The organism is Calidifontibacillus erzurumensis (genome assembly GCF_013303125.1).
Taxonomy (GTDB): Bacteria; Bacillota; Bacilli; order Bacillales; family Bacillaceae_J; genus Calidifontibacillus; species Calidifontibacillus erzurumensis.
The window spans coordinates 113479-140068 of record NZ_JABTTE010000005.1; the positions used below are offsets into that span (position 1 = coordinate 113479).

The 26590-nt window shown below is 37.5% G+C and carries 22 protein-coding genes, 3 tRNA genes and 1 rRNA gene; 8 read left to right on the forward strand and 18 right to left on the reverse strand.

The genetic code is table 11. From position 1 onward, the window contains the following. Positions 1–72: 72 nt before the first annotated feature. Together HR057_RS06220 and HR057_RS06225 are read left to right on the forward strand one after the other, a co-directional pair. Positions 73–585: a TRAP transporter small permease gene (locus HR057_RS06220; RefSeq protein ID WP_173730570.1), complete on the forward strand. Its 513-nt coding sequence runs from the start codon at positions 73–75 to the stop codon at positions 583–585. 1 nt (position 586) lies between these two features. Further along, on the forward strand, positions 587–2011 hold the full coding sequence (locus tag HR057_RS06225; protein WP_230474366.1) for a TRAP transporter large permease: 1425 nt from the start codon (positions 587–589) through the stop codon (positions 2009–2011). Between the two features lie 159 nt (positions 2012–2170). On the opposite strand, the gene HR057_RS06230 is transcribed toward HR057_RS06225, so the two are convergent. From HR057_RS06230 to HR057_RS06250, 5 genes are all read right to left on the reverse strand, one after another. After that, the gene (locus tag HR057_RS06230) at positions 2171–3640 is read right to left on the reverse strand and encodes an o-succinylbenzoate--CoA ligase (RefSeq protein ID WP_173730595.1); all 1470 of its coding nucleotides are present in this window, start codon (positions 3638–3640) and stop codon (positions 2171–2173) included. A 148-nt stretch (positions 3641–3788) separates the two neighbouring features. Then, the gene (menB, locus tag HR057_RS06235) at positions 3789–4613 is read right to left on the reverse strand and encodes a 1,4-dihydroxy-2-naphthoyl-CoA synthase (RefSeq protein ID WP_173730571.1); all 825 of its coding nucleotides are present in this window, start codon (positions 4611–4613) and stop codon (positions 3789–3791) included. Positions 4614–4647: 34 nt separating this feature from the next. After that, entirely contained in the window at positions 4648–5472 is an 825-nt protein-coding gene (gene menH / locus HR057_RS06240; protein ID WP_173730572.1) for a 2-succinyl-6-hydroxy-2,4-cyclohexadiene-1-carboxylate synthase, read from the reverse strand. Between the two features lie 44 nt (positions 5473–5516). After that, positions 5517–7286 carry a 2-succinyl-5-enolpyruvyl-6-hydroxy-3-cyclohexene-1-carboxylic-acid synthase gene (menD, locus tag HR057_RS06245; RefSeq protein ID WP_173730573.1) on the reverse strand — a complete coding sequence of 590 codons (1770 nt, stop codon included), beginning with the start codon at positions 7284–7286 and terminating at the stop codon, positions 5517–5519. Next, the gene (locus tag HR057_RS06250) at positions 7273–8685 is read right to left on the reverse strand and encodes an isochorismate synthase (RefSeq protein ID WP_173730574.1); all 1413 of its coding nucleotides are present in this window, start codon (positions 8683–8685) and stop codon (positions 7273–7275) included. Before HR057_RS06250 ends, menD begins: the two co-directional genes overlap by 14 nt. A 355-nt stretch (positions 8686–9040) precedes the next feature. On the opposite strand from HR057_RS06250, the gene HR057_RS06255 reads away from it, so the two are divergent. From HR057_RS06255 to HR057_RS06270, 4 genes are all read left to right on the forward strand, one after another. Then, entirely contained in the window at positions 9041–9970 is a 930-nt protein-coding gene (locus HR057_RS06255; RefSeq protein WP_173730575.1) for a 1,4-dihydroxy-2-naphthoate polyprenyltransferase, read from the forward strand. Between the two features lie 145 nt (positions 9971–10115). Continuing rightward, on the forward strand, positions 10116–10499 hold the full coding sequence (locus tag HR057_RS06260) for a hotdog fold thioesterase (RefSeq protein WP_196237867.1): 384 nt from the start codon (positions 10116–10118) through the stop codon (positions 10497–10499). A 66-nt stretch (positions 10500–10565) separates the two neighbouring features. Then, positions 10566–11318 (forward strand): yteA family sporulation protein, encoded by a 753-nt coding sequence (locus HR057_RS06265; protein ID WP_173730576.1) that lies wholly within the window; start codon positions 10566–10568, stop codon positions 11316–11318. Between the two features lie 187 nt (positions 11319–11505). Continuing rightward, a complete protein-coding gene (locus HR057_RS06270; RefSeq protein ID WP_173730577.1) occupies positions 11506–12297 on the forward strand; it encodes a TIGR00266 family protein in 792 nt (263 codons plus the stop codon). Positions 12298–12457: 160 nt separating this feature from the next. On the opposite strand, the gene HR057_RS06275 is transcribed toward HR057_RS06270, so the two are convergent. From HR057_RS06275 to glgB, 7 genes are all read right to left on the reverse strand, one after another. Beyond that, positions 12458–12898 carry a universal stress protein gene (locus HR057_RS06275; RefSeq protein WP_173730578.1) on the reverse strand — a complete coding sequence of 147 codons (441 nt, stop codon included), beginning with the start codon at positions 12896–12898 and terminating at the stop codon, positions 12458–12460. 143 nt (positions 12899–13041) lie between these two features. Next, on the reverse strand, positions 13042–14313 hold the full coding sequence (locus HR057_RS06280) for an S-layer homology domain-containing protein (RefSeq protein ID WP_173730579.1): 1272 nt from the start codon (positions 14311–14313) through the stop codon (positions 13042–13044). Positions 14314–14492: 179 nt separating this feature from the next. After that, positions 14493–16892, reverse strand: coding sequence for a glycogen/starch/alpha-glucan phosphorylase (locus HR057_RS06285; RefSeq protein WP_173730580.1), 2400 nt, complete (start codon positions 16890–16892; stop codon positions 14493–14495). Positions 16893–16942: 50 nt separating this feature from the next. Continuing rightward, positions 16943–18379, reverse strand: a complete 1437-nt coding sequence (glgA, locus tag HR057_RS06290; RefSeq protein ID WP_173730581.1) for a glycogen synthase GlgA — start codon at positions 18377–18379, stop codon at positions 16943–16945. Beyond that, entirely contained in the window at positions 18376–19404 is a 1029-nt protein-coding gene (locus tag HR057_RS06295) for a GlgC family sugar phosphate nucleotidyltransferase (RefSeq protein WP_173730582.1), read from the reverse strand. The genes glgA and HR057_RS06295 overlap by 4 nt, the downstream gene beginning before the upstream one ends. A 13-nt stretch (positions 19405–19417) precedes the next feature. Continuing rightward, on the reverse strand, positions 19418–20527 hold the full coding sequence (locus HR057_RS06300) for a glucose-1-phosphate adenylyltransferase (RefSeq protein ID WP_196237871.1): 1110 nt from the start codon (positions 20525–20527) through the stop codon (positions 19418–19420). A gap of 27 nt (positions 20528–20554) precedes the next feature. Beyond that, positions 20555–22516, reverse strand: a complete 1962-nt coding sequence (gene glgB, locus HR057_RS06305) for a 1,4-alpha-glucan branching protein GlgB (RefSeq protein ID WP_173730583.1) — start codon at positions 22514–22516, stop codon at positions 20555–20557. Between the two features lie 344 nt (positions 22517–22860). On the opposite strand from glgB, the gene HR057_RS17300 reads away from it, so the two are divergent. Together HR057_RS17300 and HR057_RS06315 are read left to right on the forward strand one after the other, a co-directional pair. Beyond that, positions 22861–23769 (forward strand): HAMP domain-containing protein, encoded by a 909-nt coding sequence (locus HR057_RS17300; RefSeq protein ID WP_173730584.1) that lies wholly within the window; start codon positions 22861–22863, stop codon positions 23767–23769. A 6-nt stretch (positions 23770–23775) separates the two neighbouring features. Continuing rightward, on the forward strand, positions 23776–24558 hold the full coding sequence (locus HR057_RS06315) for a methyl-accepting chemotaxis protein (RefSeq protein WP_173730585.1): 783 nt from the start codon (positions 23776–23778) through the stop codon (positions 24556–24558). A 158-nt stretch (positions 24559–24716) separates the two neighbouring features. Here HR057_RS06315 and HR057_RS06320 read toward each other — a convergent pair whose 3' ends face one another. The 6 genes from HR057_RS06320 to rrf all read right to left on the reverse strand — a co-directional run bounded on the left by HR057_RS06320 (position 24717) and on the right by rrf (position 26449). Further along, entirely contained in the window at positions 24717–25010 is a 294-nt protein-coding gene (locus tag HR057_RS06320; protein WP_173730586.1) for a hypothetical protein, read from the reverse strand. Positions 25011–25049: 39 nt separating this feature from the next. Continuing rightward, positions 25050–25637, reverse strand: coding sequence for a hypothetical protein (locus HR057_RS06325; RefSeq protein WP_173730587.1), 588 nt, complete (start codon positions 25635–25637; stop codon positions 25050–25052). A gap of 420 nt (positions 25638–26057) precedes the next feature. Next, positions 26058–26129 (reverse strand) — tRNA-Glu (locus tag HR057_RS06330). A gap of 18 nt (positions 26130–26147) precedes the next feature. Beyond that, positions 26148–26223 (reverse strand) — tRNA-Asp (locus tag HR057_RS06335). A 7-nt stretch (positions 26224–26230) separates the two neighbouring features. Further along, positions 26231–26307 (reverse strand) — tRNA-Met (locus tag HR057_RS06340). A gap of 26 nt (positions 26308–26333) precedes the next feature. After that, positions 26334–26449, reverse strand: a 5S ribosomal RNA gene (rrf, locus tag HR057_RS06345). Positions 26450–26590 lie beyond the last annotated feature (141 nt).

Here is a 26590-nt window from a genome sequence, read left to right on the forward strand (position 1 = left end):
CCTTATTTTTTAAAAATTAATATATTATTCTCTGAATCTATCGTTCAAGTAAGTATATGGGGATGTGAAAACATGAATGTTTTAGATAAAGTTGTGTCTAGACTGGAAGAAATCCTCTGCGGTCTCGCTCTTTCACTTGCAACAACTTTTGCTTTTATTGAAGTTATATTGCGCAGAGGATTTGGCTCAAGTCTAGGCTTTACACAAGAAGCAGTTAATTACCTCTTAATTTTTGTTGGTCTTATTGGAGCCTCTATAGGTGTACGGGAAAAAGTCCACCTTGGCGTAGATTTATTAATCAAACAATTTTCACCAAAAACTCAAAAAGTAATGATCCTTGTCATTTATACTCTAAACGTCTTATTCTGTATCATTGTAGCTATCATCGGCTATCAACATGTTGCAATTTTAGCGAACTTTGGTTTAGTTTCCCCAGAGATGGAAATCCCTATGTATATTCCAAAAGGTATCGTTGCCGTTGCATTTACTTTAATGACATTCCGTTATTTGCAAGAATTAGTTAAGGCTATTAAAACTCCTACAGAGCAACTTTTAGCTGAACAACAGGAAGGCGGTGCCCATTAATATGAATGCAGTTCCTAATAATCAATCTTTTGAACAACCGATGTTGCCTAAATCAGGAACACCGTTAAAAAAATTGTCATCACTATTTTTTATCTTACTATCTTTAGTCGGTGTTATTTATTCAATGATGATTAACAGTGCAGCATTGGCTGTGTTCTCTTTGTTATTCTTCTTTTTATTTATCGGTTTGCCAATTGCTATTTCATTAGGCTTTGCTTCTTTTGCAGTTATTTATTATTTTACGACAGATCCACTACCTGATTTAGCAGGAAAAGTATTTTCAGGTTTAGATAACTTCCCGTTAATGGCTATTCCGTTTTTCGTATTAGCAGGGAATATTTTTACAACAGGCGGCGTTGCTAAACGTCTTATTAATCTAGCAAATGCCTTCATCGGCCATTTGCCAGGTGGATTATCCATTGCAGCGATTTTCTCTTGTGCATTGTTTGCTGCAATTTCCGGTTCTTCTCCAGCGACTGTTGCCGCGATTGGGGGCATCATGATCCCGGCAATGGTTAAGTTTGGATATCCAAAAAGCTATGGCGTCGGTTCAATTGCGACTGCTGGATCACTAGGAATTCTAATCCCACCAAGCGTTCCAATGATTGTATACTGCGTAACAGTTGAACAATCAGTAGGAAAAATGTTTTTAGCAGGAATCGTACCAGGACTTTTGCTTGCTGTTTTGCTAGCTTCAGTAAGTTATATTGTTGCAAAAAAGAATAACTATCCGCTTAGCCCTAAAGCTTCTTTCAGCGAAAGAATGAAAGCATTGCGCGAATCTATTTGGAGCTTGTCGCTTCCAATCTTAGTTATCGGCGGTATTTATTCCGGACTATTTACACCAACAGAATCAGCAGCTGTTGCTTGCTTCTTTGGTTTAATTGTAGGATTTTTCATTCATAAAGATTTAAAAATTAAAGACATTCCAGGCATTTTAGTTGAATCAACAAAAACAACAGCTATGTTGTTCTTTATCATTGCAATGGCGATGGTATTCGCACACATCTTAACGTTAGAGCGAATTCCACATGAACTTGTTTCAATCATTAATGATATGAATATGGGACCAATTGCATTCCTATTAATTGTTAACTTAATCTTATTTATTGCTGGTCAATTTATGGAACCGACTGCAATTATTACAATTTTAGGTCCAATTCTTTTTCCTGTTGCTGTTGCATTAGGAATCGATCCAATTCACTTTGGTATCATCATGATAGTCAACATGGAAATTGGTATGATTACACCTCCGGTTGGTTTGAATTTATACGTTGCAAGTGGTATTTCAAAAATGTCGCTCGTCGATGTTACAAAAGCGACTGGTCCTTGGTTATTGGCTACAATCGTTGCACTTGCTTTAGTAACATTTGTACCACAAATCAGCCTATGGCTACCTGAATTTTTATACAGCTTGCAAAGATAATGTAAAAAAATATTTTAGGTATGTGAAGGAGCGGACCCCCCCTGTTTCCCATCCGCTCCTTATTTTTATTTAGAATCCCTATAAAAGTTCATCTACTTTCTTTCATACTTGTAACTACAAAAATTTTCAACCTTCATTTAACAACAATTGCTAAACTCTTTACCGAATCCATTTCCGCAACTCTTTTCGCATTAATTTATTAGATGCATTCCGAGGCAAGTGATCGACAAAAAAGACGTCCGTAGGAACTTTATATTTAGCCAGTCGTTCTTTACAATGAGCAATAATGTCCTCTTTTGTTGCCGTCTGTGAATCGAAAAGTTTGACAAAAGCGACCGGAACTTGTCCCCATTCAACACTATCCTTTCCTACGACCCCCGCTTCTTCAACACTTGGATGAGATAAAATGACCGACTCTACTTCGGCAGGATAAATATTTTCTCCACCCGAAATAATTAAATCCGTACGGCGGTCGAGAACATATAAAAAGCCATCCTCATCCACATAACCAATATCTCCCGTGTAAAGCCATCCATCGATAATATTTTTTTTCGTGGCATCTTCTTTTTTCCAATAACCTATCGTTACGTTTGGTCCTTTAACAACAATTTCTCCCGCTTCATTCGGCGGAAGGACGGCCCCATCTTTTTCAATCCGCAATTGTGCAGGAAATAATGGCATCCCAGCAGAACCTAATTTTGTTAACATATACTCGGAACTAAGGGTAACAATTTGCGAAGCTGTTTCTGTCATGCCATATGTTTGATAAACAGGGATTTCCTTTTCACGGCACATTTCAAGCAATGGCTTTGGTGCTGGCCCGCCGCCTAATAACGCACATCGGAATGATTTTGGATACTTTCGCTCTCCTAAATCTGCGACCATTCTCATTAACATTTGACTGACAACCGAAATGATGGTCACACCTTGCTTCTCAATCGCATCATTCACTTCGCAAGGCTCAAATTTATTCACTAAATAAACAGGAATCCCATAAAATACACTCCGCAATAAGATCGATAAACCGCTGACATGAAAAATAGGGGTTGCACAGAGCCAGCAGTCATCGCTGTATAGTCCAAGATTTAATGTTGAACCTACTGCACTCCACCAGTGATTCCCATATGTAAGCATGACTCCCTTAGGCTGGCCGGTTGTTCCCGATGTATAAATGATCGTATGAACACGATCAAGCTGCCATTCTGAGCGAATATCGGCATTCCCTTCCTCAATCGATAAAAAATCTGTTAGCCGAACCTTCTTTACTTCTATCGAAGTAAAAATATCTGCAGCCTTTTCTTCAAAAATGTCATCATAAATGAGAAGCTTACTTTCAGAATCAACAAGTTGATAGCATAATTCATATACAGCCAATTTTGTGTTTAAAAGAACAGCAACAGCACCTATATATTCTAATCCATGCAATAAAAATAAAAACTCTGGTCGGTTTCCCATTAAAACTGCTACGTGATCGCCATCTTTAATACCGATTGCTGCTAATTTGTTTGCCGCTATCTTTGAAAGCTCATGAAGCTTCCGAAAAGTCCATGTTTCTTCTTTCGTAATGAGCGCTTTTCTGTCTGGTGTTAAGCTTGCTCTTTTTGCCAACCAATTGGGCATCGTCACCATTGACAATACGGTGTCACTCCTTTCTTTCATAAAAAAAGAAATAGTTTGAGATTTTAAATAGCAGAATGCCCTTGTTAGCATCCCTTCCTACTAATGTTTTTTCAAAAAAAACAGCTTAGCAAAACTTGCTAAACTGTTTATCAACATCTTATGGAAAACGCGGGAATTTGCCAAAGTCTGGTTTGCGTTTTTCTTTAAATGCGTCACGACCTTCTTTTGCTTCATCTGTCGTATAGTAAAGAAGCGTAGCATCTCCAGCAAATTGTTGGATGCCAGCGAGACCGTCTGTGTCAGCGTTAAACGCAGCTTTTAAGAAACGCAAAGCTGTTGGTGATTTTTCAAGCATTTCTTCGCACCATTTAATAGTTTCTTCTTCTAATTTCTCTAAAGGAACAACCGTATTGACAAGGCCCATTTCAAGCGCTTCTTGAGCAGTATATTGGCGGCATAAATACCAAATTTCACGCGCTTTTTTATGACCGACAATACGTGCTAAATAACCAGAGCCATAACCTGCATCAAAGCTGCCAACCTTTGGACCAGTTTGCCCAAAAATAGCGTTATCAGCAGCAATCGTTAAATCACAAACAACATGAAGAACATGTCCACCGCCGATTGCATAACCAGCAACCATCGCCACCACTGGCTTTGGAATGACGCGAATGAGGCGCTGCAAGTCTAGTACATTTAGACGTGGGATATTATCCTTTCCTACATAACCGCCATGGCCGCGCACTTTTTGGTCACCGCCGGAACAGAACGCTTTATCACCAGCACCTGTTAAGATGATAACACCAATATTAGAGTCATCGCGGGCATCGGCAAATGCATCAATCATTTCCGCAACTGTTAATGGCGTAAAAGCGTTATGAACATGAGGACGATTAATCGTAATTTTTGCAATGCTATTATATGTTTCATAAAGAATCTCTTCGTATTTACCTGGATATTTCTCTACCCATTCGACTGCCATGGTATCCCTCCTAAGATATGTATTTTTGAACTACTTATTGTATTGCTTGTCCATGTAATAAATAGTCCTTTACTATTTTACCAAAAAATTCAGGATGTTCCACATGAATTGCATGTCCTGCATCTTTTACAATGAGGAACTTTGAATTCGGAAAAAGTTTATCCATTTCTTCATTAATCTTGCAAAATTTTTCGTCAAGCTCACCGGCAAGAAGGAATACGGGCTTTTGAAACTCCGGCAGCTTCTCCCACCAAGATGGCTGCATGCCCGTCCCCATTCCACACAAACTATTCGCAAGACCGATTTCACTATTTTGCATCCTTTCGTTTCGAAGAGTTTGTTTTTGTATTTCCGAAAGCCGCGTTTGTTGGGAAGAGAAGAGTGGGATCTTTTCCCAAAAATCAACAAACGATCGGATGCCTTCCCGCTCAATTTTTTCTGCTAACTGCACGTCTGTCTTGCAACGTTCTTTCCTTTCTTTTTCCGTTTTCAAACCAGGAGAACTGCTTTCTAATATAACAGATTTGACAAACTCAGGATAAAGCATAGCAAATGATAAAGCAACGCGGCCACCCATCGAATATCCTAGTAGATGCGTTTTTGATATTTGAAGTTTTTCTAAAATCGAGCGTAAATCAAAAGCAACACATTCCATTTTATAGCGGCTTGCATCTATTGGATGATCTGTTGCCCCGTGACCGATTAAATCAACTAGAATCAATTGAAACTTATCTTGCCACATCGTAATGAACGGTTTCCAGGTGGTTTGTGACCCGGTAAACCCATGCAAAAGCAGAAGCGGTTCCCCTTGCCCGCACACATTGACATGATACTTGACGCCATTTACTTCAATATACATCTTTTTTAACTCTCCCTTTCAATTTATTTGGGAGACAGACACTCCTATTCTTGTAAATATTGTTTAATTTTTTCATTTGCCAAGTTCCAAATCCGACGATGCTTTTCTACATTTAGATAGCGGTCCGTCCGGATTTCAATTACATTTAAGCCGCCGGATGCTAGACTTGTAGTGATTTCATTACGAAGGTCATTCCAACGATTAATCCTAGTAAAACGACCACCATACATTTTAACTGCATGGCTAAAATCGAGCCCTAGCGGAGTGCCAAATAAAAGCTCGAAATTTTTTGGATGTGCACTTTGCGGTAAGAAAGAAAAAATACCTCCACCTTCATTATTCACAACAACAATGGTAGCATTTAGCTCGTGTAATTTTGCAGCGAGCAGCCCATTTAAATCATGAAAGAATGTTAAGTCACCAACAAGGAGCACAAGTGGCCAAGCAGTTGTACTAGCCCCGAGCGCTGTTGAAATCGTGCCATCAATGCCATTGGCACCGCGATTACACATAATTCGAATATTACGGTCTGTCGACAAGAAAAAGCTGTCTACATCGCGAATAGGCATGCTGTTACCTACAAACAGCACTGCCTGCTCTGGCAGGCAATCAGCAAGTTCGATTACTACACGGCCTTCAAAATCTGGCTCTTCTTTACCAACGGAATAAAGTGTTTCACCGGCTATGCGATCAGCGGTTATCCAGCTCTCAAGCCAAGAATTCGTGAATTGGTGACCGTTCCTTTCGATTTTTTTATTTAATAGCGATCCAAGCTTTTTCGCAAAATAAAGTGGATCTGCATAAATGACTTCAGCTGCAAGTAAGGTTGGATCACGCCACAAACCTTCTCCATCAATTATGATTTGTTCAATTGATGGGTTGTTTTTCAAATATAAAAATAAAAATTTTGAAACCGGCATTGCGCCAAATCGAATGACCACTTCCGGCTTAAGTCTTTCTGCTATGTATTCATCTCGTAAAAACGCATCATAACTGTCAATAACGATATCTTTTGAATGACGTCCAGCTCTTAGTTGCGAAAGCGGATCAGCAAGCACCGGAAAACCTAACTTTTCGCCAAGAGAAACAGCCGTTTCTGCAAATTCCGGACGATCATATGGTCCGCATACGATTAAACCGCGTTCAATCGATAAAAGTTTGCTCGCAAGCTGTTCCAACAATTCATCATTTGCTTGCCACGTAGGTGGAGTTACATTAACAAAAGGTCGCCTTTCATCAAGCCCCTCTTTCCAAATTGAATCATCTTCAATGATCGGCACAAGAGGTTCTCGAAACGGAAAGTTTAAATGAACTGGTCCGCTCGGGCTCATTTGGCAAACTGCAACAGCTCTCGCAGCAACTGTTCGTGAATAACGTAACATTTCCTGCCGATCTTCAGGAATCGCCATTTCCACAAACCATTTAACCTGCTTCCCAAAAAAATTAATTTGATCGATCGCCTGCGGGGCACCGATATCTCTTAGTTCGTGTGGGCGATCTGCGGTCAAAACGATCAAAGGAACTTGCGACTCTTTTGCTTCGACGACTGCTGGCATATAATTGGCTACAGCTGTCCCGGATGTACAAACGATCGCCACCGGTTCTCTACTTGCTTTAGCCATACCTAACGCAAAGAAAGCTGCAGAACGTTCATCAACTTGCAACCAAATCTTTAAGTCAGGATGTTCAGCAGCGAGCATTGCAATAGGTGTTGATCTTGATCCTGGACTAATGACGATATTTTTTACCCCAGCCTGTACCAATTCATCCAAGAAATGAGCAACATAGAGTGTTAATGCTTTATTTAAACTCATGGGAAAACCCTCCCAACGCTGACAACATTGGCCGAAACTTCATTTGTGTTTCTTTATATTCGCTAGCCGGATCTGAATCTCCGACAATTCCGCAGCCCGCAAATAAAGAAGCTTCTTTCCCCTGCACCAAAGCAGAACGAATAGCTACCGCAAATTCACCATTACCTTTGCTATCAAGCCAACCGATTGGGCCCGCATACAAACCGCGGTCTAACCTTTCAATCGTTCGAATTTTTTGTAGTGCTTCTTCCTTCGGATGACCGCCCAAAGCTGGTGTAGGATGAAGCTTTTCAACAAGCGTTAAAAGTGACACATTTTTTTTCACTTCACCGACTACAGGTGTATAAAGATGCTGGATATCACGAATTTTATATAAGATTGGTTTTTCCGGCACACTAATCCGTTCACATCCTTGTTCAAAAGCAGATGTAATGGCCCGGACAACGACTTCATGCTCGTGTAAATTTTTTGCATCATTCAATAGTTCATTACCTAGCTTATAGTCCTCCTCCGGTGTGCTCCCTCTGCCGATCGAACCTGCCAAGCAAGTTGAAAAAGCTTCTTTTCCTTGCTTTTTCACTAAACGCTCTGGAGACGCACCCATAAAGCAATCTTCACCGCCTTCTAGAGCGAAAATATAGCTAATCGGCTGTTCTGTAAGCAGGCGATCTAAAATTTCTTCAGTGATGAATGGACGGTCGCTTTTTACCCGTATTTCCCGGGCAAGCACAACTTTTTCAATTTCACTTGAGCGAATTTGTCCGGCAACTTTATCTACAGAAGCAATCCACTCATCTTTATCTAGTTCTTCAATTGTTAATTCACGATGAGATGGATTATAAGTAGGCTTCGTTAAATTTTGTAAAAGATTTTGTTGTTCTTTTAATATGGCATCAGCAAGATGCTCGGCATTTGTATTTTGATCAACCATCATATTAACAGTTAGCCAACATTCGTCTTTTGTAATAGTTAATACGTGTTGGGGCAGTACCATTTTGGCAATAGGAAAGTTTCTCCACAAATTAGTTTTTTCTTTTTTAGGATCGAAAGAAAAGGCTCCAAATAGAACCGGCCCTACTCCCGGTTCTTCAATCTGATCCGCAGTACTATAATTCAGTAATTCCTGCCAATCTTTTTCAAATTGTTTAAAACAGTTATCGCTATTGCTGACCAATGTATGGGCACTGCCGACTCCAACCATAACAAAATCCCCATTAGGTGCAGCCCAGAAAAAACGTTCACCTATACGATTTTCACCTTGTCTATAAAATGCAACTGGATCTATTGCATAGTCTACTTTTGTACTAGTACTAACGATTACTGAGCGGGAAACAGACTTTGCTTGTTCAACTCCGCAAGCCACTTTCTTGTGGATTGTACTATGTTGTATTGTTACCACTTCTTCTCCCCCTTAGAAAAACGTGACTTTTGTCAACCTTCGACAAAATCCATGTATTTTCTCTTGCAATCATACTCATGAAAAATCTGCACATCAATTTATTTTAACATACTTCTATCCTTTTTACTTGACATTTTAGCCGTAAACTTTTCATTACATAAAATTTTATATAGTTTTTCCTTGTCAATTTGTGCATATTCATTAAAACCCATTGACTCTAAAGGTGCATTTTCCTACACTATTAGTGTCCAAAATGTGATAACGGAAAAATTCGATATTTTTCGAAAAAACATTGTTTATGGTAAATTTTGTCGTTTTTCGGAGGCAATAGGGGACAATAATGAAGGAGGATCATATGCAAACTGAACATCGCATAAATGTAAAGAATAAAAAAGAAAGTTCATGGAAAACGTGGTATAGGCAATTAAGGCCACATACGTTGACAGCCTCATTTGTTCCTGTTTCAATCGGCACTGCTTTGGCGTTGTTAGATGGTTCGGTCAATATATTATTATTTTTAGCTATGCTCATTGCAAGTCTATTAATTCAAGCAGCAACCAATTTGTTTAATGAATACTATGATTATAAACGAGGCCTTGACAATGCAGACTCTATCGGCATTGGCGGTGGCATTGTTCGCGACGGCATTGCCCCAAAGACGATTCTCAATGTTGCATGTGGCTTTTTTGCGATAGCAATTCTGCTTGGATTATATATTTGTGCAAATTCTAGTTGGTGGATTGCTGCCATCGGCATCGTCTGTATGATAACTGCTTATTTTTATACAGGTGGTCCGTTTCCAATCGCTTATTCTCCATTTGGAGAAATTGTTGCCGGGTTCTTTATGGGTGTAGTCATTATACTTATTGCATATTTTATCCAAGTTGGTTCGATTTCATTAGAAAGTATTTTGATTTCTATTCCAATTTCAATTTTAATTGGGGCCATCTTACTTTCTAATAACATCCGTGACCTCGATGGAGATAAAAAAAGCGGCCGCCGCACACTGGCAATTCTTGTTGGGAGAGAAAAAGCAATTCGCTTACTAGCTTTCATGTTCGCCGTTTCCTATGGTTGGATTCTAGTTCTTATTTTTGCACAAATTGTATCACCATGGCTTTTAATTGTATTCGGCAGCTTGCCAAAAGCTGTTCAAGCTGTGCGCGGATTTCATGGTAAAACACAACCGATCCAAATGATGCCGGCGATGAAAGCAACAGCCCAAACAAACACTCATTTCGGGTTCCTTGTTGCCTTTGGCTTATTACTAAGTTATTGGATATAATATAAATAAATGAGGAAAGAAACAAGCATACGATGCATAATCGTATGCTTTTTTACTCTCTTCATACCGCAGACGGTGCCGCAGATGGTGCAGGAAAGGGGTCTGGCACCATGAAAGGATAATAAAGAAAAAGGGGCGAAGCAAATTGGATTTTTCAAATACAATCCATGAGGCTTTAGAAATTTCAGTCGAACAATTTCAAAAAGATGAAGTAATCCTAACAATGCCTGTTGGCCCAAAGACGCGCCAACCCATGGGTCTTCTTCATGGAGGCGCTTCGGTCGTACTTGCTGAATCGGCAGCAAGCATGGGAACGCTATTAAATGTTAATCAAGAAAAGGAAGTACCCGTCGGTATAGAAATTAATGCCAACCATTTGCGTGCAAAAAAAGATGGAATTGTAAAAGCTATCGCTACTCCCATACATAAAGGAAGAACTACAATGGTTTGGGATATAAAAATTGTCGACGAAAACAATGAATTGATTTCAATTTGCCGCTGTACAATTGCAATTCTTAAGAAAAAATAAAGGATGAATAGCTCCATTTCGTTCATACTAAAGGTGTGGAAATATATTGTCAAAGGAGCGTTCGTCATGCTTACTCCACATGAACTTTCTATCCTTAAACAAGCGTTAATTGAACGGAAAAATGAAATAAAAAGAGAGCTTGAGGCAACTGATTATTTTGATATAAATCATGCTCATGAAATTGATTCTGTTGGGGAACTATCCCGATATGACAACCATCCTGCTGATACTGCAACAGATTTGTATGAACGGGAAAAAGATATCGCTTTAATCGAACATCTAGAAAAAGAACTGAAAGACATCGATCATGCACTTGCCAAAATAGCTAATGGCACTTACGGGAAATGTGAAACTTGTGAAAAAGATATACCGTTTGAACGCCTGCAAGCATTGCCAACAGCTGTACACTGCATGGACCATACGCCTGATAAAGAAGTATCCCATAAAAGGCCGGTCGAAGAAGAAATTTTAACACCTCCCTTTGGGAAATTTGATTTTGATGGAGAAGAGGCAACTTTCTACGATGCCGAAGATTCATGGCAAGATGTTTCAATGTATGGAACATCAGAAACTCCATCCGACTTTTTTGAAGGAAGTGTTACAGATTACAATGATATGATTATTGAAAAAGATGAAAAAATCTCTTATGTAGAGGATATAGAAAGTTTTGTTGCCACAGATATAACAGGAAAAGAAATTCAAGTTTATCCAAACGCAGTTCATCAAGCTTATGAAGAGCTTCTTGATTCTGAAGAGGCCATGGCCGTTACAGGAAATTTAGGTGCACCGGAGCTAGAGCCATTAGAAGAAGATGAATAAAAGTAAAAACATACTATTCAATAGCAATTGCTGCCGAAACGCAGTTTCATCGTCCATTCACCATCAATTTTATGTTGTGCATGTGAGCAAGCAACCACAAATAGAAGATTTTATTTATCCATTAGGGAAAAATATACATTTATTCATGATATAATACAAAGGATTACAGTAAAAGGGAGGATGGATGATGAATTCTCATGAAATCGAATATAAGCTCTACGGGGATGATATGCAATTTGTTGAAATTGAATTAGACCCTGGTGAAAGCACTATTGCTGAAGCAGGAGCCATGATGATGATGGAAGACGGCATTGAAATGGAAACGATTTTCGGCGATGGCAGCTTTTCTGGAAAAGGTCTATTTGGAAAACTTCTTGGAGCAGGTAAACGCGTTCTAACAGGTGAAAGCCTGTTTATGACTGTTTTTACAAATCAAAGCTCATCCATCAAGCATGTATCTTTTGCCGCACCATATCCAGGTAAGATCATTCCGGTTGATTTAAGCGAACTTAACGGCAAAGTCATTTGTCAAAAAGATGCATTTTTATGTGCAGCAAAAGGAGTTTCAGTTGGCATTGAATTTCAACGCCGCCTCGGTGCCGGCTTTTTCGGCGGTGAAGGGTTTATTATGCAAAAACTTGAAGGTGACGGTTTAGCATTTCTTCATGCAGGCGGTACGATTTATAAAAAAGAATTGGCTTCAGGTGAAAAGTTGAAAATTGATACAGGTTGCCTTGTGGCGATGACGAGAGATGTTGATTATGACATTGAATTTGTAGGAAAAATTAAGACAGCTTTATTTGGCGGCGAAGGCTTGTTTTTTGCAACCGTTAAAGGTCCAGGCACCGTTTGGGTACAATCATTACCATTTAGCCGTCTTGCTGACCGTATATTTGCTTCTGCTCCTTCCGGCGGTGGCCAAAACCGTGGTGAAGGCAGCATCCTTGGCGGGATCGCCAACATGTTTGAAAACGATTAATCGAAGAATAACAGCGTAAATAACAGAATCTGATATTAATTTGTAGTAGGTCATCTTTAATGGACTGGAGCAATACGAAAACTTGGCATAATCAGAATAAGTAGAGGCTGGTTCTAACAAAAGACCCAGCCTTGCTCCTTCGGATTCTTTATATGAACAACTACTTTACAATAAATACCGGACAATTCGCCCGCTGAACGACATAATGGCTTGTGCTTCCTAAGAACAATTCTTTTAATCCGCTTAATCCCCGGCTTCCCATTACAATTAAATCGCAGCTAATCTGGTTGGCGTGATCAACAATCAACCGGCCTGGATTCCCTTCTAAAACAACTGTTTTCGTTTTATTAGGCAATTCTTTTAATTTTTCTTTTACTTCTTGTAAAATTTTTTCTACGCTTTCTCTTATTTCATTGATCAGTTCTTGATTATAAATGCCATAAGTACCAATCGATGTAGCAACAGGAGGATTGGTTACAGTTACAACCGATAATTCAATTTTTTCATCTTGTTTTGCAAGTGCCATTGCCATTTCCAACGCTTTTTTACTTAAATCAGAACCATCATAAGCAACGAGAATCCTAGAATAAAAAGTTAACATTTCTCGATCACTCCATTTTTTATAATCTACATATATTTTACAACTTGCAAATAGAAATAATCGGGTGAAAAACGAATATTTTTAGAATTCAGAGGGGGATTCGAGTTTAAACCTTTTGTTGCATCCCGAATACCCCAATCCCCTTAAATGTCTGTTTGCGGCAAATCAACTGGTTCTTCAAATCCTGGAAGTTTTTCAGCGTTTTTCGCTTCTTCTGGTAGGACAATTTCTTGAACTTCATTGAAAGCTGAATAGTTCATATCCATATCATATTGAATGCTTTCAATTGGCAAGTCCATTCCTGGCTCTTTAGCTTGTCCAAATACAATCACAAATTTGCATGTTTGGCGTGTTGGTAATTTGGTCTTTTCATCAACCCAAATATAGCCAGTCATCTCCATTGCAATATTTGGCATATTTTCTAAACCAACTAATAACTGATCGCTCTGATCATTTAAAATAGTTCCCAACATACCAAGCATGTCTTCCAATGAGTGGATCTTTCCTTGAAATGCAAGTTTATAATTGTTCGCTCCATTCACGACTTCCATTCCTAAATCGCGGTAGAAGAAATATTGACGATTAAATTCGTTCACGATTTGCATACTTTCTTCATTCGTCTTCATCAATTCAGCAAATGAAAACGGCAGTCCTGCACTCATATCAAGCCAATGGGCTTCCCCTGTTTCAGGATCATCTACTTTCATGAACATACCTTCTGGAACAAAGTATTGTTCCACCGTCATATTTTGCAATTCATTTGTCATTGGATCTGGTACTGCAATTGTAATTTGTTGGTGCATGCCCTTTTCTTTATGGAATGTCATAGAAAGGTTCGTATCCATTTTCATTCCATTTGTTAATTCTGGAATATCAGTTTGACCTTCTTTTAATTTAAAATCCATTGCCATTTTAGCAGTGGCTTTAAATGATGTTTGTTCATTTTGGGCGACCGTCATTTGCTCTACGATTTCAAGAGCTTTTTGATCACTTGTTAATGCCTTATTAATGATTTCTTGTGCTTTTTCTAATGATAGAGTTTCCTCATTGTCAAAAGTAATCCCATAGTTCTCAGCTAAGGCAGCTTTTGCATCTCCCTTTAATACTAGCAAGCGAGAAACAATCGTTGCTGCTTCAGCTGGCTTAATTGGATCATTCGGTCGAACCGTTCCATCACCAAATCCAACAACTATCTTTTTATCTTTTAATATTTTTACAACATCTGCATACGGTGAATTGGCAGGAACATCTTTCGGAAGTTCAGCTTTAGCTTTTGCTATATCATAGCCTAGGTGGTCAACGACCATCTTAAAAAACTGGCCGCGAGTGACTGCATCATTACTGCTTGCACTTGCTGTTGAATAGGGACTAGCAGCTAATAATGCAACAATGAAAATCATCAATAATTTTTTCATTTTCTATGTACCTCCTTTTAATCTAGTAATATACCAATCTCTTTCTATTTTACCATACTTTTCATTTATATCTTTCAAAATTTGGATATTTATAGTTTTTTTTTGAAAAAAATAAGTGGATACCGGTTTTCCCCTTAAACCGATATCCACTTTATTTTTTAATTCTTGGCAATAGTGATTTAAACAGACCGGGTAATTCCCCATATCTCATCGGCATATTCCTGAATTGTACGGTCGCTTGAAAAATGGCCTGATTTAGCAATATTTATAATGCTTTTTTCCATCCAACTATCCCAATCTCCATAGGCTGCACCAACCCGCTCGTGGGCTCGGACATAAGAACGAAAATCTTTTAACACAAAATATTCATCATTTTGTACAAGCAATGAATCGTAAATGGTTTCAAATTCATGGGTAGGAACAGGGAAAAAGCCGTTGATCAGTTGATCAATCACTTGATTTAAATCTTTGTCATGATGGTAATACTCGATCGCTCGGTAACCACCATTTTTTTGGTAAGCCAACACTTGATCAGCCGTTAAACCGAATGTAAAAATATTATTCGGCCCTACTTCTTCTAAAATTTCAATATTGGCACCATCAAGCGTACCAAGTGTAATGGCTCCATTCATCATAAATTTCATATTCCCTGTTCCAGACGCTTCTTTGCTAGCTGTTGATATTTGCTCACTAACATCAGCCGCAGGGATAATTTCTTCTGCTAAAGATACACGGTAATTTTCTAAAAAAATAACTTTTAATACATCTCTTGTCTTTGGATCACCATTAACTTTAGCAGCCAATGTGTTAATTAATTTAATGATTTTCTTTGCATAGTAATAACCTGGGGATGCTTTCGCACCGAAAATGAAAGTTCTTGGTGTAATCGAAAATTTTGCATCTTCATGCAAGCGATTATATAAGTACATGATGTGCAATATATTTAACAGCTGCCGTTTATAGGCATGAAGCCGTTTCACTTGTACATCAAACATCGATTGTTCATCAACGACAATTCCAGTCATTTGTTTAATCCGCTTGGCTAAAGCCCGCTTGTTATTCTGTTTAACTTCATAAATCTTTTGTTTGAAGCTATCGTCTTTTGCAAAGGGGACAAGAGATGCTAATTTTTGCGGGTTGGCAATCCACTTGTCGCCAATCGCATCACAAATCGTTTTCGCAAGGTTTGGATTTGCTTTCAATAACCAGCGCCGATGAGTAATTCCGTTTGTTTTATTATTAAATTTCTCCGGGTAATATTCATAAAACAACTTCATTTCACGCTTCTTCAAAATATCGGTATGAATTTTAGCGACACCGTTGACACTATGGCTTCCCACAATCGCTAAATGAGCCATTTTAATGACCCCATGAGCGATAATGGCCATTTCCTCAATTCGCTTCCAATCCCCAGGATAACGATTCCATAAACTTCTGCAAAACCGTTCGTTAATTTCCTCTACAATCATATATATCCGCGGCAATAACGGTTTGAAAATGGAAATCGGCCACTTTTCTAAAGCTTCTGATAATGTCGTATGATTCGTATAAGAAATTGTATTCGTTGTAATTTCCCACGCTTCATCCCACCCCATTCCATATTCATCCATAAGAATTCTCATTAATTCGGGAATTGCTAAAACTGGGTGGGTATCATTCACATGGATTGCTACTTTATGATGAAAATTACGCAAATGGTCGTTTGATTTTAAATAAGTGCTGACGATGCTTTTTAGTCCTGCAGAAACAAGAAAATATTGTTGCTTTAGACGCAAAATTTTTCCTTCAATATGGGAATCATCCGGATACAAAAATTCAGAAATAGCTTCTGTTTCTCGTTTATATTTCATGACATCGCCTTTTTCCGGGCGAAATTGAGTAGGTTCCGCACTCCATAATCGAAGCGTATTGACTGTGTTGTTTTTATATCCGATGATTGGCATATCATAAGGAACGGCTGTTACTGTTTCGGCATTCACATGATGGAACATTAATCTTCCATTTCCATATGAAACTTGAACTTCACCGCCAAACTTTACTTCGACTGATTGGCTTTCCTTCCTTATTTCCCATACATTACCATTTCTAAGCCATTGTTCAGGCAATTCAACTTGATAACCATCAATTATTTTTTGATCGAATAAACCATGTTTGTAACGAATCCCTACTCCATGACCAGGTAAAGATAACGATGCCAAGGAATCTAAAAAGCAAGCAGCCAGACGGCCTAACCCTCCATTTCCAAGTCCGGCATCAACTTCTTGTTCTTCTACGTCTGTTAAATGAACCCCAAGATCTTTCAAACCCTCTTCTACAACATCACGGATACCTAGGTTGAGCAAATTATTCCCTAGTAACCTTCCTAACAGAAATTCAATTGAGAAATAATATACTTGTTTTTTTTGATTGGCACGATTCCTTTCATTTGTTTCAATCCATGCGTGGCTTACATACTCGCGAACCATCTGCCCAAGCGTATGATACAGCTCAGACAGAGTAGATTCTTCAAAACTTTTCCCAAACATCATTTCATATTTTTCGAGAAAATGCTTTTTGAAAGCATCTTTGCTTGAGAACATCGGCTATTCTCTCTCCTTTTTCCAGCAAAATCCTTCCAGCACATTCTTTATCAATATTCGCCTTTATACAGCCCCCTATACATGTCATTATATTTTTGCGCTGATTGGAACCAGCTATAGTCTTGGGACATTGCTGTTTTTACAATCTTTTCCCAAACCGTTTTTTGGTTATAAAAAGAAAGTGCACGTTTAATTGTATACAACATATCATGGGCATTAAAGTTTTTAAATGAAAAGCCATTGCCTTCCCCAGTGAATTCATTATAAGACGTTACTGTATCATTGAGGCCGCCCGTTTCCCGCACAATCGGGATTGTACCATAGCGCATAGCAATTAATTGACCGAGACCACAAGGTTCAAATTTTGATGGCATCAAAAATAAATCAGCACCAGCATATATTTGATGAGCCAGTTCCTCGTTAAAACCAATATATGCCCGCACTTTATCTTTATTCAAGTGTTCCATTGTCCGAAAAAAATCTTCAAACTGTAAATCGCCAGTTCCAAGTATAATAAATTGAAGATCATAGCTCATCAACTCATGAAACACTCTTTTTACAAGGTCCAAACCTTTTTGCTCCGTAAGGCGAGAAATAATTGCTATAACCGGTGTATCATCACTTTCTTTTAAACCAAAGTAATGCTGTAAATGACGCTTATTTTTCACTTTTTCTTTTAATGAGTTCTGATCATAATTTGCGATAATAAATGGATCTGTTGCTGGATTATAAATGTCGACATCAATGCCGTTTAAAATTCCTTTTAGCTTATAACTTCTAGATCGAAGCAATCCGTCCAATTTTTCACCGTAATATGGCATTTGAATTTCATCCATATAAGTTGGACTAACCGTCGTAATAAAATCCGAGGATACAATGGCTGCTTTCATAAAATTAACACAACCATAAAATTCCAGTCGATCATCAAAATAAGAATCATCCAAGTTTAAAAGATCCCCCAATATTTCTCTCGGAAAGATCCCTTGAAATTGGAGATTATGAATCGTAAAAATTGTTCGCAAATTAGCATATAAAGGATAGCTGCGATATTGAGCATTCAATAAAAATGGAATCATACCTGTATGCCAATCATGACAATGTAAAATATCCGGCTTAAAATCTAAATAAGGAAGCACATTTAAAGCTGCCCTACAAAAGTAAGAAAACCTTTCTCCATCATCATAAAAGCCATACATGCCATCACGCTTAAAATAATATTCATTATCAATAAAATAATAGATAATTCCTTCGTGCTCTAGTTTTTCAACACCACAATATTGATTGCGCCAACTTAGTTGCACAGTAATTTCAGCAATTTTTTCCATTCTTTCTTTATAATGTTGAGCAATCCCACCATATTTTGGCATTAGAACCCGCACATCATTGCCAAGCTTTTTCAATTCTTTTGGGAGGGCACCAGCGACATCAGCCAGGCCCCCGGATTTAATAAATGGTACACATTCGGAAACTATAAATAAAATATTCACGAATTCATCAGCGCTCCTTGTATCCGTCCCTTTGGAATAACGATTGGTGCCTCTTTATTTCCGATGAGCTTTACACCACTTTCAATCATCACATCTTTATCAATAATAACAGTATCTAGAACTGCTCCATCGCCAATATTACTTTTTTGCATAATGATGCTATTTTTCACGACTGCGCCTTTACCAACTTTGACGCCACGGAAAAGAATACTATTTTCCACATGTCCTTCAATTATGCATCCATTCGCAATCATCGCATTTTTTACGCACGCATCTTTGCAATAACGGGTTGGCGGTTCATCTTTAACTTTTGTAAAAATCGGCCGTTCTGGTGAAAACAGATGCATCATAATTTCCGGCTCAAGCAATTCAAGACTATGCTTGTAATAATCAGTTATTGAGTTAATCGTTGCCGCATACCCGTCATACTCATAGCTTTGATACGTTAATTTTTTCGGGAAATTTTCAACGATATCAGAAATTGTAAAATGCGAATTTTCACTTTGCAAATTGATGAATTCAAGCAACAACGATTTCTTTAATATATACATTTCAAGCGACTCGCCATTTTTGCACACTTCTGTAATATCAACACCTGCATCTACATGTTGCCGGAAAACTTCCTTAAAATCTATATTGCATATTGTATTGCTTTTTACAATAGCTGCATATTCCTGCGAACTTTTATAGAAATAATCTTTATGATACTTAAAATAATGTAGAACCGATGCTAAATGGTCATTATGTGAATTAAATGGAGGTGGGAAGAAAAACAGTCCATCCCTTTTCCTATTTAAATCCCAATCTTTTCCTGAACCAAGATGGTCCATTAATGAACGATAATGATATTTAGGAAAAACTGCTACGCTCTCAATCCCCGAATTAACCATATTTGACAAAGCAAAATCTATAAGTCGGTACCGCCCGCCAAATGGCACAGCTGCCAATGAGCGCATCATCGTCAATTCTTTTAAATCTCCAAAACTGGTTGTTGCGTCAATCAATCCGATCATAACGTTTTTCAATTTTTCCTCACCCTTAGCAACTAATTTTTTCTTCTGCCACTAAAACAACTTGACCTTTTTTCACCGGCATAATGACGCGGTTATGATCGATCACCATTTCGCTAGCTATAATTGCATTTTCAATTTGGCAATTGTCTCCAATTCTCGCTCCAGGCATCACAACCGAATTTTTCACAATGGAACCTTTTCCAATATGAACTCCCGGAAATAATACCGAGTGCTCAACCGTTCCATATACCATGCATCCTTCATTCACAAGGGAACGATGAATCGTTGCCGTTGGCGCAATGTATTGCGGTGGCTGATTTGGATTTACTGAATAAATTCGCCAACTATAATCGTTTAAATCCAGTTCAGGCTCTTCTTCCAATAAATCCATGTTTGCTTCCCACAAACTTTTTACAGTTCCAACATCTTTCCAATAGCCTTTAAAAGGATAGGCATAAAGCTTAAGCCCTTCTTCAAGCATTAAAGGAATGACATCTTTTCCAAAATCGTGGCTTGATTCGGCATTGCGGTCATCCATTTCCAAATAATTGCGCAAGATGTGCCACTTAAAAATATAAATACCCATAGAAGCCAAATTATTTTTCGGATTTTCTGGCTTCTCCTCAAATTCTGTAATGGCCATGTCTTCGTTCGTATTCATGATTCCAAAACGGCCCGCTTCATCCCATGGTACTTCAATTACAGATATCGTAGCATCTGCATCCTTTTTTATATGATAATCGAGCATTTTAGAGTAATCCATTTTATAGATATGGTCGCCTGATAGAATTAAAATATGCTCTGGATTATGATGTTCGATAAAATTAATGTTTTGATAGATAGCATTAGCTGTTCCACGATACCAGCGACCTCCATCTTGTTCCATATATGGAGGCAATACTGTAACTCCACCATCTCTTCTATCCAAATCCCAAGCGCTGCCGATTCCTATATAAGAATTCAATACGAGCGGTTTGTATTGCGTTAAAACACCAACTGTATGGATCCCCGAATTCGTGCAATTGCTTAATGGAAAATCGATAATTCGATATTTCCCTCCAAAAGGAACAGCTGGCTTTGCTAAATTTTTAGTCAATAAACTTAGACGGCTGCCTTGCCCTCCAGCAAGCAGCATTGCAATGCATTTTTTCCGGCGCACGATTTAACTCGCTCCCTTTCTTTTTTGAATTTTTGCTGTAATAAAGTCATGTGTTTGAAATTCTTGCTTCCTTGTAACTTTATAGATACTTTTCAGTTTTTTTATAGGTTTTAGGATCGAAATGCCAAATGGTGGAACCGTCATTGAAATGGAATATGGCTTCCCATGCCATTTTTTCTTTTTGCTTTTTAGTTTTTTCTCATTTAATTGCCCAGAGCCTCCAAAGGCTGGATCATCACTTGAAAATACTTCTTCATAGACGGCATAAACAGGAACACCGACATTAAAATGATGATAAACAACAGGTGTAAAGTTACAAATAATGACTAAAAAATCATCTTTATTTTTTGCCTTTCGGATGAACGCTAAAATGCTTTGTTCATTGTTGTCAGGATCGATCCATTGAAAACCATCCCACGTCAAATCAAGTTCCCAAAGGGATTTTTCTTTCCTATAAAATTCAACAAGCTTTTTATTATATGCATGCATTTTATGATGCATGTCATAATCTAACAAAAACCAATCGACTTGTTCTAAGTCTTTCCACTCGTCAAACTGACCAAATTCACCGCCCATAAATAATAATTTTTTCCCCGGGTGTGTAATCATATAACCAAATAGAAGCCGAAGCTGGGCGAACTTCTGCCAATAATCACCTGGCATTTTATTTAATAAAGACTTTTTTCCATGGACAACTTCATCATGTGAGAATGGCAAAATAAAATTTTCAGAATAGGCATATAAGAAAGAAAACGTCAATAATTGATGGTGATATTTTCGATAAATTGGATCTAATTCCATATATTTTAGAACATCATTCATCCATCCCATGTTCCATTTATAATTAAATCCTAATCCCCCGCGGTCCGTCGGTGTCGTAACGAGAGGCCATGCCGTTGAATCCTCTGCAATCATTAATGCCTCTGGATTAAATTTAAAAACTTCTTCATTAAGAGTTTTCAAAAAAGCAACAGCATAAGGATTTTCAGTTAGCTCTCCACTACCATCCATATCCCAATAAAGCATGTTGGCAACTGCATCTACACGCAGGCCATCGATATGGTATACATCCATCCAAAAAATCGCATTTGAAATTAGAAAGCTTTTCACTTCCATTTTTCCTAAATCAAAATTCGCCGTTCCCCAAACATCATTTTGCATAACATAGGGGTTTGCATATTCATAAGTTGGCTCTCCATCAAAAAAATAAAGACCATGGTCATCTTTACAAAAATGTCCTGGCACCCAATCTAAGATGACACCGATTCCATGCTGGTGACATTGATCCACAAATTCCATAAATTCATGGGGAGTTCCATAACGGCTTGTTACTGAATAATATCCAGTTCCTTGGTAACCCCAAGAACGATCAAATGGATGCTCCACAAGGGGCAACAATTCAATATGCGTATAACCCTGCTCCAATACATATGGGATTAATTCTTCTGCAAGTTCTTTATAAGTGAGAAATTCTCCATTTTGTTTCTTTTTCCATGTTCCTGCATGTACTTCATAAATAAACATTGGATTATGATAAGTGGGGTTATTTTTCTTTAGAAGATGCCATTTTTCATCTTTCCATTGATATCCAGATAAATCATATACAATGGAGGCTGTATTTGGACGTTTTTCAGAATAAAAAGCAAAAGGATCACATTTTCGCAAGATGCGGCCATCAGCCGTTGTAATTTCATATTTATATAACATACCTTCTGTCAAATTCGGAAAAAATTTTGTCCAAATCCCCTCATCATTGACCTTTTCCAAACGGTAATAATCCCCATTCCATTGATTAAAGTCTCCAATTACATTTACCTGCTTTGCATGCGGCGCCCAAACTGTAAATCGTACACCCCAGATGCCATTTTCTTTTCGAATGTGAGCCCCAAATGTTTTATAGCTTTGAAAAAGCCGCCCTGAATGAAATAAATAAGCATCATATTCTGTTGGGTGGGATATTACCATACCTTTGTAACAACTCCTTACTACTACAAACTTGTTAGAAACTTTCTATAACAACCTATATTCAAGACAAAAATGGAAATTCCTTTCATGATTTGTGTAAAAATTGTAAATATTATTGAAATGATTAAAATTTATTATTTTTTTATAGTATACATCTATAGGTTAATAACGAATTTTAAAATAGTATTAAGTAAAAATGATATTAATTGATAATAAATTGGACTTATATTTCATGTTTTTATAACAATTTAATAAATATTTTCATCTAAATGATAGTCAATCTATTTATTTTAATTTATTATATAGAAAGTGAACAAAATCTAAAAAAAGGGGGGGAGAAGAAAGTGAGGCTAGGAGTCACTGGAAAGATTACGTTTATTGTTACAGCTATTGTTATAGCAAGTACAAGTCTATTAAGTATTATAAACTATAAATCAAGCTATCATTCAGTACTCCAAGCAGCTGGTCTAGAATTAATTGGCTGCGCTAATATTACAACGGGTATCATCAACCCTGATGATTTAAAAAGTATAATAAGAGGTGATACATCGGCAATTCCTAAAATAGAAGAAGATATAAATTGGACTGTCGAAATGAAGCCAATTTTTGCAACACACTATGTTTTAAGCTTAGACGGAAAAATTTTAGCGGCTGATAAACAATTAAAAGACCAAGGGTTTAAGGCAGGTGACCAGTTTTATATTGACAAAGAAGCTCTAAACCATTTAATTAGCAATAAACACGGAGCATACACAAAGATATACAATTTCGGAGGTATGGAGCGTATTACAGGATATGCACCAATTTATGAAGACCATGATCCAAATAAAAATATCATTGCTATTAATGCAATAGACTTTAATGCAGAGATAGTCAAGGATCGAACATGGGAAATAGCAAAAACTACTATCCTAATTGGATTCCTACTCCCCTTTATTGCTGCTTTTATCACAGCAATAGTAGTTCGTATGATGATTAAACCCATTGTACAAATTAGCGATTATGTAAAAGAAGTAGCATCAGGTTATTTAAACATTCAGCCTCTTAATATTCAGAAAAAAGATGAAATTGGTCAACTTGCGAAAGATTTTACAAAAATGACGGAGAGTCTAAAAAACATTATCACAAACGTTTCTTTTAACTCCCATCAATTAGTAACAACTTCCCAACAACTTTCAGCCAACATTGAAGAAACTACAAAAGCCACAAATAATATCTCCAATTCTATTCAAGACGTAGCACTAGGAATGTAACATCAAATGGATCAAATTGTTCAATCGAAATACGAAATAGCTATTATTTCTGAATCGATTGAGCAAGTACAAAATAGTATTCATAGAGCCATGGCTGCTTCAAATGAGGCTGCATTTTCAGCACAAACCGGCAACGACAATGTGGAAAAAGTTATCCAACAAATGACAGAGATTGGTACAATTACAAGTACAATGAGTGAGACTATTTATATGTTAAAATCAAAAGCACAAAAAATTAACAAAATCCTGACTTTAATTACTTCGATTTCTGAGCAAACAAATTTACTTGCATTAAATGCTGCTATAGAAGCTGCGCGGGCTGGAGAACACGGGAAAGGATTTGCGGTAGTAGCAAATGAAGTTCGCAAACTAGCAGATGAAACAAATCGAGCGGCAGATCAAATCAACATATTAATTAATGAAATTCAAGTAGATGTTCAAAAATCAGTGAATACAATGGATGAAGGAACCGTTGCCGTAAAAGAAGGTATTGATGTCGTTAATAAAACAAGTACATCCTTCCAACAAATATTACAGACAACATCTGTTTCTGAGAAGGAATTGAATATTGTTACGGAACAAATTGTTCAAATAAGAGATCAATTTGAGCATTTAAAAGCAAAGACTACCGAAATTGCCAACATATCGACAAAAACTGTTGAGCACACAGAAGAAATAACAGTATCTTCACAAGAACAAACAGCAATTATGAAGCAACTTGCAGATGCCTCTCATGAACTAGCATTAATGGCAGAAGATTTGCAAAAAGCTATCAGTATATTTAAATAACCAGTATAGATTTATAGAATATAACATCCCTAAAATGATAGGAATCGAAAAATACGAAAGGTAGTCTAAACAAAAGACAAGATGGAAAACGCGGTTAATTCAACTCATACAAGAATGACATCTCATGCATATTCTATTGTTAGCAATATACATTCACTTTAGTGCATTATATCTTTTAAAAAAAGTGGAAAAAACAAAATGTTTTCTTCCACTTTTTTATTTTGGGTATTGTTTTCTAGCAATTGTGGTAGAGTGAAAACTCTTAATACCCTATCATTAAATAAATATAAGTTAAACACCAACTGAGTTCGCTCAAATTTTTTCCATGATACATTTGTACTGAAAATTAATTTTTTGTAGATTTGACATTTGAAAGTCACTAAAGCCATTATGGTATTTGGATTACGTGTTGAAAATGGATTATTTTTATCACCCTCAACAAGATAATCCATAGACCATCTTATAATTTCAGAAGTTTAATTCCGTCATCCTTAATTCTCATACTTAACTCTTAAATGGCCAACAGGAGAGTTTTCATTTTCAAACTCAAAAAATGCCGAATAATCACCTGATCGGTAAAAAAGAAAATAGGAACCGTCCATTTCACTTATGCCTTTACTTTCTGGTTCTCCGAGTACTTCTATTATTTCAGAAGGAGTATGAGTGAATTTTTCACTACTGTAATCTATAGCTGTCATTTTTGCATCTGGATTATCGCTATCTACGAAATAAAAGCAGTCACCATACTGTCTTCCGTATCCACCGTCCCAGTAATCTTCCCATTCAGGTTCTCCAAATATTGAAAGAATTTCTGAGGCTGTTATATTTGGATCAAGTGCTTGTTCGCAGTATTTTATCTTTCCATTTCCAAGATTTGATAAGAATGTTTCATCAATAAGGGAATACTCTTCAACATTATTTTCTTCAGGTATAGGTTCCTCTTGATTTGGTTGATTAATTGCCTCTTCTGATGAATTTCCATCCGGCTCATTTACTTCATTTATTGCGTCATTATTTTGTGCTCCATTGCAGCCAGTTAATAAAAGCAAAATAAAGAGCAAAATTCCGATAAATTTCATACCATCCCTCTTTTCCTAATAACTATTTTATAAAATAATCGTTTATCGATTTTATAACCTTAATAGACTTTCTGTCAATGAGGCTAGTGTAGTGATTTTCTGATCCTTCCTTTAGTAATGGATGTACGTCAACCTACATTCATTCTGAGAAGTTTACTCCTATATCTTTTTCCTTTATTGCACAAAACTATTTTTTACATAAAGCTTTTGTTAAATAACTTTAGTATTGATCTAATTGGTTATGCTAAACGCCTATCCTTATTCTTCTTGGTTTCTCTTGTACCACAACTAGATCACCATAAATGAGAAGTACTTTTTATTGGCTAAGGCTTTGAGATGGTAAGAATGTATGCCGCAATTAGTTTAGAACCCTCAAAAAATAAAAAAGACTAACAGTTCTGTTAGTCTTTCTATCTACGATGACCCGTACGGGATTCGAACCCGTGTTACCGCCGTGAAAGGGCGGTGTCTTAACCACTTGACCAACGGGCCAATATTATATTAAAGAGATGGCGGTCCCGACGGGGATCGAACCCGCGATCTCCTGCGTGACAGGCAGGCATGTTAACCACTACACCACGGGACCAAAAGATTGGTTGCGGGGACAGGATTTGAACCTGCGACCTTCGGGTTATGAGCCCGACGAGCTACCGGACTGCTCTACCCCGCGATAGTAAAAAATTAATAATATGGTTTGCTTGGCAACGTCCTACTCTCGCAGGGGGAAGCCCCCAACTACCATCGGCGCTGAAGAGCTTAACTTCCGTGTTCGGAATGGGAACGGGTGTATCCTCTTCGCCATCGCCACCAAGCGATTAAGTTTAATTCCATATTTATACTATCAATTTTTGTCGCAGAAGTCAATATTTTTTATTCTTTCAAAACTAGATAATCTTTTTTCATATTTACTGTCTAGCTCCAGTGCTTATCGAGGCGATGCCTTTGGCACCGGA

Excerpts from the sequence above, each read along its gene's own strand:
- HR057_RS06315 (WP_173730585.1), top strand. The coding sequence starts at position 23,776 with ATGGATCAAATTGTTCAATCGAAATACGAAATAGCTATTATTTCTGAA.
- glgB (WP_173730583.1), bottom strand. The coding sequence starts at position 22,516 with ATGGTAATATCCCACCCAACAGAATATGATGCTTATTTATTTCATTCA.
- HR057_RS06225 (WP_230474366.1), top strand. The coding sequence starts at position 587 with ATGAATGCAGTTCCTAATAATCAATCTTTTGAACAACCGATGTTGCCT.
- menH (WP_173730572.1), bottom strand. The coding sequence starts at position 5,472 with ATGTATATTGAAGTAAATGGCGTCAAGTATCATGTCAATGTGTGCGGG.
- menD (WP_173730573.1), bottom strand. The coding sequence starts at position 7,286 with ATGAGTTTAAATAAAGCATTAACACTCTATGTTGCTCATTTCTTGGAT.
- HR057_RS06285 (WP_173730580.1), bottom strand. The coding sequence starts at position 16,892 with ATGTTCTCAAGCAAAGATGCTTTCAAAAAGCATTTTCTCGAAAAATAT.
- HR057_RS06270 (WP_173730577.1), top strand. The coding sequence starts at position 11,506 with ATGAATTCTCATGAAATCGAATATAAGCTCTACGGGGATGATATGCAA.
- HR057_RS06280 (WP_173730579.1), bottom strand. The coding sequence starts at position 14,313 with ATGAAAAAATTATTGATGATTTTCATTGTTGCATTATTAGCTGCTAGT.
- HR057_RS06220 (WP_173730570.1), top strand. The coding sequence starts at position 73 with ATGAATGTTTTAGATAAAGTTGTGTCTAGACTGGAAGAAATCCTCTGC.
- HR057_RS06275 (WP_173730578.1), bottom strand. The coding sequence starts at position 12,898 with ATGTTAACTTTTTATTCTAGGATTCTCGTTGCTTATGATGGTTCTGAT.
- HR057_RS06230 (WP_173730595.1), bottom strand. The coding sequence starts at position 3,640 with ATGGTGACGATGCCCAATTGGTTGGCAAAAAGAGCAAGCTTAACACCA.
- HR057_RS06300 (WP_196237871.1), bottom strand. The coding sequence starts at position 20,527 with ATGCTGCTTGCTGGAGGGCAAGGCAGCCGTCTAAGTTTATTGACTAAA.
- HR057_RS06320 (WP_173730586.1), bottom strand. The coding sequence starts at position 25,010 with ATGGATTATCTTGTTGAGGGTGATAAAAATAATCCATTTTCAACACGT.
- HR057_RS06325 (WP_173730587.1), bottom strand. The coding sequence starts at position 25,637 with ATGAAATTTATCGGAATTTTGCTCTTTATTTTGCTTTTATTAACTGGC.
- HR057_RS06265 (WP_173730576.1), top strand. The coding sequence starts at position 10,566 with ATGCTTACTCCACATGAACTTTCTATCCTTAAACAAGCGTTAATTGAA.
- menB (WP_173730571.1), bottom strand. The coding sequence starts at position 4,613 with ATGGCAGTCGAATGGGTAGAGAAATATCCAGGTAAATACGAAGAGATT.
- HR057_RS06255 (WP_173730575.1), top strand. The coding sequence starts at position 9,041 with ATGCAAACTGAACATCGCATAAATGTAAAGAATAAAAAAGAAAGTTCA.